We start from the raw sequence: 9,244 nt of genomic DNA on the forward strand, positions 1-9,244 counted from the left end.
GCCGGTGCCGATTGGAACGCCGGCGTCGGGCAGCGTCTTCGCGCGGTCGATGGCTATGGTTTCGACCTCGTCCACAAACTGGCACCCGACGTTGATGCAGCCCTTCTCTGCGCGCGTCAGACATCCGCGTCCTCCCGCCCGCTATCGGCCGATGTCGTATGGAACAGTGCCAGAATATCGCCAGCCGGGTTCCAGCCCAGCACGCGCGACAGCCCGACATAGCCGACGGACAGGCGCGGATTCACCTCCACCACCACCGGACCGTCGGGCACCGGACCGTCGGGGCGGTCGATGAGGTCGACGGCGACATAGCCGCGCAGCCCCGGGATCGCGGCGGCGATGGCGTGGGCCAGCGGCTCCCAGGCGGCACGACGGTGCTCCATCGCCCCGACCTCCACGCCATGGAAGGAGAAGCTCCCATCCCCACGCTCCACCTTCTGGCGGTTGCAGCCGAGCAGCCGCACTCCGCCGGCAGCGTCGACCAGCATGGACAGGCTGCACGCCTCGCCATCGACCAGCGGCTGGACGATCCAGCGGCCGGCGTGCGGCGGCGTCCAGGCGGCGATGTCGTCGACGACGAAGGTATCGAGGCAGCCGGCGCCGTCGTCCGGCTTCACCACATGACGGGCGGCGGGCGGCGGCGGGGCGCCGAAGGGAACGGTGGGAATGGCCGCGATGCCGTGGGCGGCCAGCCGTGCCGCCGTCGCCGCCTTCGACGACGCAAGCGCGATGGCGTCGGGGGCGCAGGCGACCACCGGCCGGCCGGTGCCGCGGAACAGAGCGGCGACGTGAGCCAGCAGCCCGTCGCTTTCCGGCGCGATCGGCCAGACCACGTCGCACAGGGCGGCCGCCGCGCGCCAGCGCGCCTCCGCGTCGTCGCCCGGCACAACCGCAAACAGGGCGACGCGGTCGGCCGGGAAAGAGGGGGACGCAAGGCGACTATCCCAGCACAGCGTGACGTGTACTCCATCCAGAGCGATCAGATCGCCGACCAGCGCAGCGACCATCGCCTTGGCTTCCGCCATCAGGTCCGTCGGAAGCGGCCCGTTGCACAGCACGCCGCCGGTGACATACTCGCAGACCAGAACCCGACGAAGGCTGTTCTCCATGGACATCGTTCCCGTCATCGACCTGCTGGACGAGCAGGTGGTTCATGCCAAGCGGGGGGAGCGCGACCGCTACCGCCCCATCGAAAGCGCGCTGACCGCTGGATCGGTACCCCAGGATATCGTGGCCGCGCTGCTGGCGCTGCATCCCTTCCGCGCCTGCTATGTCGCCGACCTCGATGCGATCCGCGGACATGGCGACCATCGCTCCACCGTTGCGGCGCTGCAGGCCCGCTGGCCGGAGGTGGCGTTCTGGGTCGATGCCGGTCTGGCGACGCCAGCCGATTGCCGCCGCTGGCTCGGTGCCGGGATCCGCAATCTGGTGATCGGCAGCGAAAGCCAGACGGACGGCGCGACGCTGGAAGCGGCGCTGGCGCTCGCCGGAGAGGATCGGGTGGCGCTGTCGCTGGATGTCCGGCGGGGGGAACCGCTGGGGCCGGCGGCGCTGCATGAAGAGCCCGCCCGCTGGCCCAAGCGGGTGATCGCCATGACGCTGGACCGGGTCGGTTCGGGCGAGGGTCCGGACCTTGACCGCATCGCCACGCTGGCGGCCCGACGCCCGGGGGTCCGGGTGTGGGGGGCCGGCGGCGTCCGCAACACGGCGGATCTGGACGCGCTGGACGCGCACGGAACCGATGCCGTGCTGGTGGCCAGCGCGCTTCACGACCGGCGCCTCGACGCCGGGACGCTCGCCCGCTTCGCCTCCGGTCAGGCGGCGGCGAGGGGGTGAACCGCGGCGGCGGTGTTGTGCAACTGAGCGCAAAGTGAGGCCGGTCGGCGTTGCAGCGGTCGAGTCACCGGCCACGGCCGTCTGGGTTGGCCGTCTGGGTTGACCGTCTGGGCTGGTGCGGGCTCCAACACCGGCCGGGCGTGGGGCACCGACGTACCGGGCATCGTCGTCGAATACCCGGAACATCACTTCCAGGAAGACCATGACGCTTTCAAGCGCTGGCACTGGCGCTGTCCGGCAACCGGCTTTCGGTCGTTCGCCCACGACGGGGAGGCCCGATTGCCGGCGTTGCAGAAGCGTTCGGCTTTCGGAAACGCTTGAACCGGCCCTTCATGCTGACCGCGCCGAAGCACTCCAATCGTCACTGAGAAAAAGCGTTCTTGGAGGAAGATAACAATTTAAGACTCCATATTGGCGAAGGAACGACGGCATTGATGGCTATCTATATCTTGCCAAATATGTTGCTATCGAAGAATGATCATTCCACATCATCTCCTCATCGCCGAGGATGAAAATCTTGCGGCGATGGCATTGATAGAGAGTCTGGAGGCCGAAGGCTTCCGGGTCACGCTCGTTCATAATGGGGTTGAGGCGCTGGAGGTCGACGAGAAGGACCCTGCCGCCCTCCTGTTGACTGATATGCGGATGCCCGTCATGGGCGGTGGGGCTCTGATCCGAACGATCCGGCTGCGGCGTGCCGATCTGCCGATCATCGTCATGACCGGCTACAGTGAATGTCTCCCACAGGAGGTGCCGGGACGGCTGATCGTCTTGCGCAAGCCCTACAGTCTTTCCGCGTTGGCCGGCCATGTCAGAGCCCTCCTGCCCCACCGGGAGACGGCGGAACACTGATCGAGGAATTTTGCTTCCCGTTCCCTTTGAACCACCGGCCGGCACCACCACGCTTTTTAAAAGGAAAGTCTTCATGCGCATACGACTGGGTTACCAGCTGACCTTCAACTTTCCCGCCCCCACGCCGATGATCGTGATGCTGAACGTGCATTACTCGCGCGTCGGGGACCTGGAGCAGCCCGATCACATCGTCACCAGCGTACCGGCGCCGATCCAGGGCTACCGCGACAGTTTTCGGCAATTGGTGCAGCCGGCTGGTCGCGCCCGCCGGGCCTGTCACCATCAGCGCCGACAGCATCATCCGGGACAGCGGGATCCCCGACCCGGCCGAGCCCGGCGCCGTGCAGCACCGTGTGGACGAATTGCCGGCCGACACCCTGCTGTTCCTGCTGGGCAGTCGCTATTGCGAGACGGACGTCCTGTCGGACGAGGCGTGGCGGCTGTTCTCGGGCACCGCGCCGGGCTGGGCGCGGGTGCAGGCGATCTGCGATTTCGTCCACGACCATGTGACCTTCGGCTACGAACATTCGCGCCCGACGCGGACCGCGGCCCAGACCTATGCCGAGAAGCGCGGAGTCTGCCGTGACTACGCTCATCTCGCCATCGCCTTTTGCCGCGCCATGAACATTCCCGCGCGCTACTGCACCGGCTACATCAGCGACATCGGCCAGCCGCCGCCCTATGCGCCGATGGATTTCGCGGCCTGGATGGAGGTGTATCTCGGTGGCCGCTGGCATGTCTTCGACCCACGGAACAACACGCCCCGGATCGGACGAATCCTGATCGCGCAGGGACGCGACGCGGCCGACGTGCCGCTTACCCACACCTTCGGCCCCAACACTCTGACGGGGTTCCAGATCTGGACGGACGAGGTGGTCGCCTGATCGGTCCGTCCGGTCGTTGCCGGCGCGGCGCGGGCCCTTCCGGGCACGATCGGTACAGGCTTACCCGAGGCCCGCCAAGGCGGCGTTCGGAGTCGTGGCGGCCAGGCCCCTGAAGGGCGGCGGCGGGACCGATGCGCGGGCGCGTTCCCGGCTTGGCAGCAGTGCGATCCGATGCAGATCCTCCACCCAGGGCGACGGGTAGCTGTCGGTGCCGAAGACCCAGACGGTGGCGGTGACGCCTTTCGCCGTACGCAGCAGAACGCGCGCGTCATGGCCGTCCTTTCCGGCATGGTTGGCGGCCTGCACCGCGGCGATCAGGGCGCCGACCTGACCGTTGGGGAAGGGGCCGTAGCGCTCCCCCTCCAGCCCGACGAACCAGCCGTCCGTCCGGCACGACACGATGTAATGGGCTGATAGGCTCATGAGGTCACGGTTCCTTGCGGGCGGTTGCGCCGGCCACGGCGCAGGCCATGGTGAGACGGGTCAGCACGGCCCTCGCATCAGGCTGGCTTGTCCCGGCGGCGAAAAAGCTGGGGGAAGAAGGTCGGATGGCGCGCCGTGGAACGCCGGATGCCAACGGCGCTCTGCATTCGTCCAACGCAGCTGTTCACGCAGCACGTCGGCGCCATGGGTACATCGCCCTTCGATGGAGTGGAACAGGGGGGTCATGGGCGTTCCTCCGGTACGAATGTGGCCGGTGCGAATGTGGCCTGGGCCGATGTGGACGTCGGGACATTCGCCATGGCCGGAACCGCCGGATGCGGTGACCCGGCAATCGCCTGTGACGCTCCGCCGGCCGCTCCGCCAATAGCTGCACAGCACCAGCGGACATGGCAGCGTTCCCCTGCCGCCGATTGCGCCAGCACGACGCTGGCGAACCCGAGCCGTTCCGCCGCCTGTGCCTCACGAATGGCTTTGGCGAGTGCTTCGGCCTGACTGGCGCAGGGCGGATAGACGAACCCGTCCACACGGACGATCCAGCCGACGCGGGTTTGCAAAATGAAGAAGGCAAGCCTCGTGCGGGCATCCATGGGCGGTCTCCGATGTGGGCCGATTGTGTCGGCATTGGCAGCGGCCATGCCGTCCGGATCGAGTCACACCAGGAAGGACCCCGGATTTGCGGCCCACAGCAAAAATAAAAAAGCCTGGGGTGGCTTCAGCAGACTCCAATTGGTGATCCGCAAGACAGTTTGCAACGGACACTATGCAAAAATGATGACACTCGATGGCTTCTCACCAATCGATAGCGTGTGTCTATTCGTCGTGTGTTTTAAAAAAAGGCGCTGGAAACTCCATGAAGTCTCCACCGCCGTCGCCATTCATTCCGCCACGGCTCAAGTCGGCTGCGGCGGGAGGCGGCCGGATCGCCGCCCCATCATGGTATGCGCGCTTAGGGTCAGCGCTTGTTGCCGGACTTGCCGCCGACGGGCTCCACCTTGACGTCGGTGCGGCGGGCCGCCCATCGCGAGCGCAACCCGATCGACATCTTCCTCGGCTCTCTTGCCGGCGACTGTAGAGAAAGGGCCGTCGGCATCATCCTGTCGGGCAGCGGCAGCAACGGCACGCCGGGCGCCAAGGCGATCAAGGAGCGGGGCGGCTTCACCATCGTCCAAGGCCATGACGGCATCCCCCGCCATGACGGAATGCCGAACAGCGCCGGATGCTGGCCCTGCAGGGCAATCGCATATGGGATAAGTAGCCCTTGGAAGGGACTTCCGTCATCCCCGCGAAGGCGGGAATCCAGAGTTCGCAAAACGACTCTGATCGAAAGCCCTGGTTCCCCGCCTTCGCGGGGATGACTGGCTTTCTCGGAAAAGAACACGATCTTCATATGCGATTACCCAGGCAGGCTGCGGCTGACGGACATCGAGAGCTATGTCGACTGTCTGTTCTAGCCCGCACTTGAGGCGTGGCGAGCCCGACCGGGGTAGGCCGCTGTGTGGCGGCGACGAATTCGATGCACTCAGCCCATAAGAGAAACGGTCGCCCCGAAGGATGTCCGCTTAAACGTTGGTGACTTACCATCATCAGCTATCAATCGGATTAGTAAGTTGAACGAAATTATTCCTGTTTGGTGTACGAGCTTATATCTATTGCATGGATCCAGCATAAGTATGGTCAACGCGGCTTATTAACTGGAAAATAAGGCATAATTGAATGACCGGAAGTATCTGATGCATAGTATTGATGTTGCGGGATTCCTTCCTATGGTAACATTTACATAACACACCAGTATCTTTTAATTTTAGAGTGTATCGCTTAAGAAAATTTGGGGTGTTTATTCGTTTTGTCCAATTTTCATTTGCTTTTCTGAGCTGGAGGAGAGATGAAAAAGATCATCGGAACGAACGCGAGCGAAGAGCTTTTCGGGTCTGAAAACAATGATGCAATAATTGCAAAAAAAGGAAATGACTACCTAGTAGGTTATGGAGGAGATGACTATCTGGATGGAGGTGATGGCATTGATTTTCTAATGCCTGGTCTCGGAAATGACACTGTGGTCGGAGGCGCGGGAGATGACGCCCTATTTGATAATGATGGTGGCAATGATGTGTATTATCCAGGCCCAGGCAACGATGACACCAGAGATCAAATAGGGAAAAACGTTTTTGTTTTCGAAAAAGAGCTCCAGAGCGGATTTGGCAACGATTTTCTAGATCAAGGGTCTGTATTTGATGATAAGATCATATTCAAGGGATACAAATCGACAGATGTTGAATTAGTACAAAACCAGTTTCAAACAACATTCTACTTCAATGATGGAAGTAGTTTGCTTGTGAATGGCGCTGGAACTGAATCAGGGGTGAATCTGCTTGAGGGGCGAGATTACTTTTTTGAAACACGTAGAGGCCCAATCTGTGGATTCTGAAGTAGCGTCCAAGAGAAGCCATGGCTTGAGAAGCCGTTTGACAACTGCTTCAGTGGCAGCCCCGTCGAAGTAGCAGGCTTACCATGGCGAGCTGTATCATGCCCCCGGGAGACGTCGATCCGGGCTTCATAGTCTCGAACCAGACGTCTCCAGCGGGCCATCCATCCGAAGGTCCGCTCGACCACCCAGCGCCGCGGCACGACCTTGAACCCTGGTTCGGTATCGGTTCGTCGGACCACCTCGATGGTGAAATCGAGGAAGGCAGCCTTGTCCATCAGCTTCTTGCGATCATGGGCGCCATCTGCGAAGAGGTGCTTCATCCATGGCCAACGCTTGCGTATCGCCTCCAGAATTTTCTGGGCTCCGGCAGTGTCGGAGATGTCAGCCGTGGTCAGGTTCACCATCAACAGGCGGCCATCGGTGTCGACCGCGATGTGCCGCTTGCGCCCAATGATTTTCTTGCCCGCGTCATAGCCGCTCTCGGCGGCGGCGGGAGCTTTCACCGATTGGCTGTCCACAACCCCGGCGCTCGGACTGGCCTCGCGCCCAGCCCGTTCATGGTCGATCATCAACGCCACGTCGTGGATCGTCTGAAACAGCAAGCGCCGCAGGAGATGCCGAAACCACCAATACACCGTCTGCCACGGTGGGAAGTCCTTCGGTAAAAGCCGCCAGCCACAGCCTGTCCGGGCCAAATAACGCAAGGCGTTCAAGACTTCCCGAAGGTCCACAGACCTCGGACGCCCGGTGTCGGCCTTCTGCGGCATCAGCGGTTCTATCAGACACCATTCCTCATCGGTCAGGTCCGTCGAATACCGCTTCGTCTTCCTCTCGATCCTGGCCATCCGGCCGCGCGTCGCTTCGGTCCACATCCGAAGTTTGAATCATATCACGCCGGGACAGCCAACCTTTTTCAAACGGTCTCTAAGCACCCTCGATGCCGCTCGGTGCACTGTGTGACGATCAGCCCGACGACATCCTCCACATCGACGACATGCCTTCGGTTCTGGTGGAGTTGGCCAAAGGGATGTAGGCCGTCGCGTCGGGCAACGGTGAATGTTCGAGGAACTCATCGCCGTTCAATGCGCTGGAGACGATCATCCGCCTCCGGTCAATTCATCACCTCATGCAGCGCCTGCACGACACTGGATGAGAGCGATGGCTTGCGCAGCAGCGGGCGATGACGGTGGGCGCTCGGGAGATGCTCGGGGCCATATTCCGAATGAAAAACAAAAGGGATGCCCCGCGCGTCCAGTGCCTCGGCAATGGCGGTGACCGATTCATCATCCAATCGGGCGTCCAGAAGTGCGACATCGAAGCTCTCCGCTTCGATCAGCGCAAGTGCGTCCGCGGTGGAAGCGGCGAGCCGAACAACATTGGCACCTGCCTTCTGGACCGCCGCCTCCAAAACGACGGTGACGAGGAATTCGTCCTCAACGATGAGGACACGTCGCTCATTCAGCAGCCTTCCAGACATCCACCACTCTCCTGGCTCAGGACTTCTGTCGACCATATGCCTGCTGCCTTCGATGTACAGTGGAACAAAAGCCATGACCGCACATGACCCAAGTGTGGCGGTTTGCATGCGGCGGTTTGCACAAAGATGTGGCGCAACTGCGCCGCGGGCGCCAAAAAGCGGGCGTCGTTCCCACGGAAGGCGTCCTGCTTGCCAGAATTAATCAAATAGTCGATTTCTTGGCCTGGTATGGCCCGGACATTTCCCCGGCAAGGGCGCCTTTCCACACAGCTTCGGACAGAACCTCAATGGCAGATTTCTTCCCGCGTTGGCCGCTTGCGACCGGCCCCGTCGTCCAGCCGGACGAGCGCCTTCCCTGGGGCTCGACGATGACCCTCGGTGTCCAGCATCTGGTCGCCATGTCCGGCTCGACCATCCTCGGGCCGTTGCTGATGGGGTTTGATCCAAACCTCGCGGTGCTGTTTTCCGGCATCGGCACGCTGATCTTCCTCGTGCTCACCGCCGGGCGCGTGCCGAGCTATCTCGGCTCCTCCTTCTCGTTCATCGCCGTGGTGATCGCGGTGACGGGGTACAGCGGCCAGGGTCCCAACCCGAACATCGGGCCGGCGCTCGGCGGCATCATCGCGGCCGGGGTGCTCTATGTCCTCATCGGCCTGCTCGTGACCTGGACCAGCACCGGCTGGATCGAGCGGCTGATGCCGCCGGCGGTCACCGGCGCGGTGGGGGCGGCGATCGGCCTCAACCTGTCCCCGGTCGCCGTCAAGGGCATCGAGGGGACAGGCCCGCACACCTTCGTCGCCCTGTTCACGCTGGTCGCCACCGCCCTCATCGCGGTCTATGCCCCGCTCGCCATCCGGCGGCTCTCGATCCTCGCCGGCATCGCGGCGGGCTATGTCTTCTATCTCGTGCTGGCCAACGGATTCGGCATGCTGCCGCCCGTCAGCTTCGCGGAGCTGGCCGCCGCACCGTGGTTCGGCATGCCGGAGTTCCGCACGCCCAGCTTCGATGCCGGCGCCATGGCCCTCGTCGCACCCATCGCCTTCATCCTGGTCGCCGAGAATCTCGGCCACATCAAGGCCATCGGCGCCATGACCGGGCGCAACCTCGACCGCTACATCGGCCGCGGCTTCATCGGCGACGGCATCGCCACCATCGTCTCGGGCAGCGGCGGCGGCACCGGCGTCACCACCTATGTCGAGAACATGGGCGTGATGGCGGTCACCCGCGTCTTCTCCACGCTGATCTTCGTCGTCGCCGCGGTCGCCGCGATCTTCCTGGGCTTCTCGCCGAAGTTCGGCGCCCTGCTGCGGACGATCCCGGCGCGGT

The 9,244-nt window shown here is 63.1% G+C and carries 12 protein-coding genes and 1 pseudogene; 7 read left to right on the forward strand and 6 right to left on the reverse strand.

What is annotated here, in order from left to right:
* Nucleotides 1-116 precede the first annotated feature (116 nt).
* On the reverse strand, nt 117-1,109 hold the full coding sequence (locus F1643_RS19180) for an ATP-grasp domain-containing protein (protein WP_194914840.1): 993 nt from the start codon (nt 1,107-1,109) through the stop codon (nt 117-119).
* Between F1643_RS19180 and F1643_RS19185 the strand changes: the two genes are divergently transcribed.
* The 4 genes from F1643_RS19185 (at nt 1,108) to F1643_RS19200 (ending at nt 3,572) form a co-directional block, all read left to right on the forward strand.
* Nucleotides 1,108-1,836, forward strand: a complete 729-nt coding sequence (locus tag F1643_RS19185) for a HisA/HisF-related TIM barrel protein (RefSeq protein ID WP_194914841.1) — start codon at nt 1,108-1,110, stop codon at nt 1,834-1,836. The genes F1643_RS19180 and F1643_RS19185 overlap by 2 nt on opposite strands.
* Nucleotides 1,837-1,935: 99 nt before the next feature.
* Nucleotides 1,936-2,157, forward strand: a complete 222-nt coding sequence (locus F1643_RS19190) for a hypothetical protein (RefSeq protein ID WP_194914842.1) — start codon at nt 1,936-1,938, stop codon at nt 2,155-2,157.
* Between the two features lie 153 nt (nt 2,158-2,310).
* Nucleotides 2,311-2,688, forward strand: a complete 378-nt coding sequence (locus F1643_RS19195) for a response regulator (RefSeq protein ID WP_194914843.1) — start codon at nt 2,311-2,313, stop codon at nt 2,686-2,688.
* A gap of 341 nt (nt 2,689-3,029) precedes the next feature.
* Nucleotides 3,030-3,572 (forward strand): transglutaminase family protein, encoded by a 543-nt coding sequence (locus tag F1643_RS19200; protein WP_370540709.1) that lies wholly within the window; start codon nt 3,030-3,032, stop codon nt 3,570-3,572.
* 60 nt (nt 3,573-3,632) lie between these two features.
* On the opposite strand, the gene F1643_RS19205 is transcribed toward F1643_RS19200, so the two are convergent.
* On the reverse strand, nt 3,633-3,995 hold the full coding sequence (locus F1643_RS19205) for a hypothetical protein (RefSeq protein WP_194914844.1): 363 nt from the start codon (nt 3,993-3,995) through the stop codon (nt 3,633-3,635).
* Between the two features lie 242 nt (nt 3,996-4,237).
* Nucleotides 4,238-4,603: a hypothetical protein gene (locus tag F1643_RS19210; RefSeq protein ID WP_194914845.1), complete on the reverse strand. Its 366-nt coding sequence runs from the start codon at nt 4,601-4,603 to the stop codon at nt 4,238-4,240.
* Nucleotides 4,604-5,017: 414 nt separating this feature from the next.
* On the opposite strand from F1643_RS19210, the gene F1643_RS24000 reads away from it, so the two are divergent.
* Entirely contained in the window at nt 5,018-5,371 is a 354-nt protein-coding gene (locus F1643_RS24000) for a chemotaxis protein CheB (protein ID WP_370540711.1), read from the forward strand.
* 527 nt (nt 5,372-5,898) lie between these two features.
* The gene (locus F1643_RS19220; protein WP_194914846.1) at nt 5,899-6,441 is read left to right on the forward strand and encodes a calcium-binding protein; all 543 of its coding nucleotides are present in this window, start codon (nt 5,899-5,901) and stop codon (nt 6,439-6,441) included.
* 49 nt (nt 6,442-6,490) lie between these two features.
* On the opposite strand, the pseudogene F1643_RS19225 reads toward F1643_RS19220, so the two are convergent.
* The 3 genes and pseudogenes from F1643_RS19225 to F1643_RS19235 form a co-directional block, all read right to left on the reverse strand.
* Nucleotides 6,491-7,313, reverse strand: a pseudogene (locus F1643_RS19225) (IS5 family transposase).
* A gap of 91 nt (nt 7,314-7,404) precedes the next feature.
* Nucleotides 7,405-7,542: a hypothetical protein gene (locus tag F1643_RS19230; protein WP_194914848.1), complete on the reverse strand. Its 138-nt coding sequence runs from the start codon at nt 7,540-7,542 to the stop codon at nt 7,405-7,407.
* Between the two features lie 10 nt (nt 7,543-7,552).
* A complete protein-coding gene (locus F1643_RS19235) occupies nt 7,553-7,918 on the reverse strand; it encodes a response regulator (RefSeq protein ID WP_194914849.1) in 366 nt (121 codons plus the stop codon).
* Nucleotides 7,919-8,205: 287 nt separating this feature from the next.
* On the opposite strand from F1643_RS19235, the gene F1643_RS19240 reads away from it, so the two are divergent.
* Nucleotides 8,206-9,244, forward strand: a 1,039-nt coding sequence (locus tag F1643_RS19240; protein WP_194914850.1) for a solute carrier family 23 protein, incomplete at its 3' end; no start/stop codon positions are given.

The sequence above is a fragment of the Azospirillum sp. INR13 genome, assembly GCF_015390205.1.
In the GTDB taxonomy this organism is placed as follows: Bacteria; Pseudomonadota; Alphaproteobacteria; order Azospirillales; family Azospirillaceae; genus Azospirillum.

Coding starts and splice junctions, on each gene's coding strand:
- F1643_RS19180 (WP_194914840.1), bottom strand. CDS start 1,109: ATGGAGAACAGCCTTCGTCGGGTTCTGGTCTGCGAGTATGTCACCGGC.
- F1643_RS19230 (WP_194914848.1), bottom strand. CDS start 7,542: ATGATCGTCTCCAGCGCATTGAACGGCGATGAGTTCCTCGAACATTCA.
- F1643_RS19195 (WP_194914843.1), top strand. CDS start 2,311: ATGATCATTCCACATCATCTCCTCATCGCCGAGGATGAAAATCTTGCG.
- F1643_RS19220 (WP_194914846.1), top strand. CDS start 5,899: ATGAAAAAGATCATCGGAACGAACGCGAGCGAAGAGCTTTTCGGGTCT.
- F1643_RS19205 (WP_194914844.1), bottom strand. CDS start 3,995: ATGAGCCTATCAGCCCATTACATCGTGTCGTGCCGGACGGACGGCTGG.
- F1643_RS19235 (WP_194914849.1), bottom strand. CDS start 7,918: ATGTCTGGAAGGCTGCTGAATGAGCGACGTGTCCTCATCGTTGAGGAC.
- F1643_RS19210 (WP_194914845.1), bottom strand. CDS start 4,603: ATGGATGCCCGCACGAGGCTTGCCTTCTTCATTTTGCAAACCCGCGTC.
- F1643_RS19185 (WP_194914841.1), top strand. CDS start 1,108: ATGGACATCGTTCCCGTCATCGACCTGCTGGACGAGCAGGTGGTTCAT.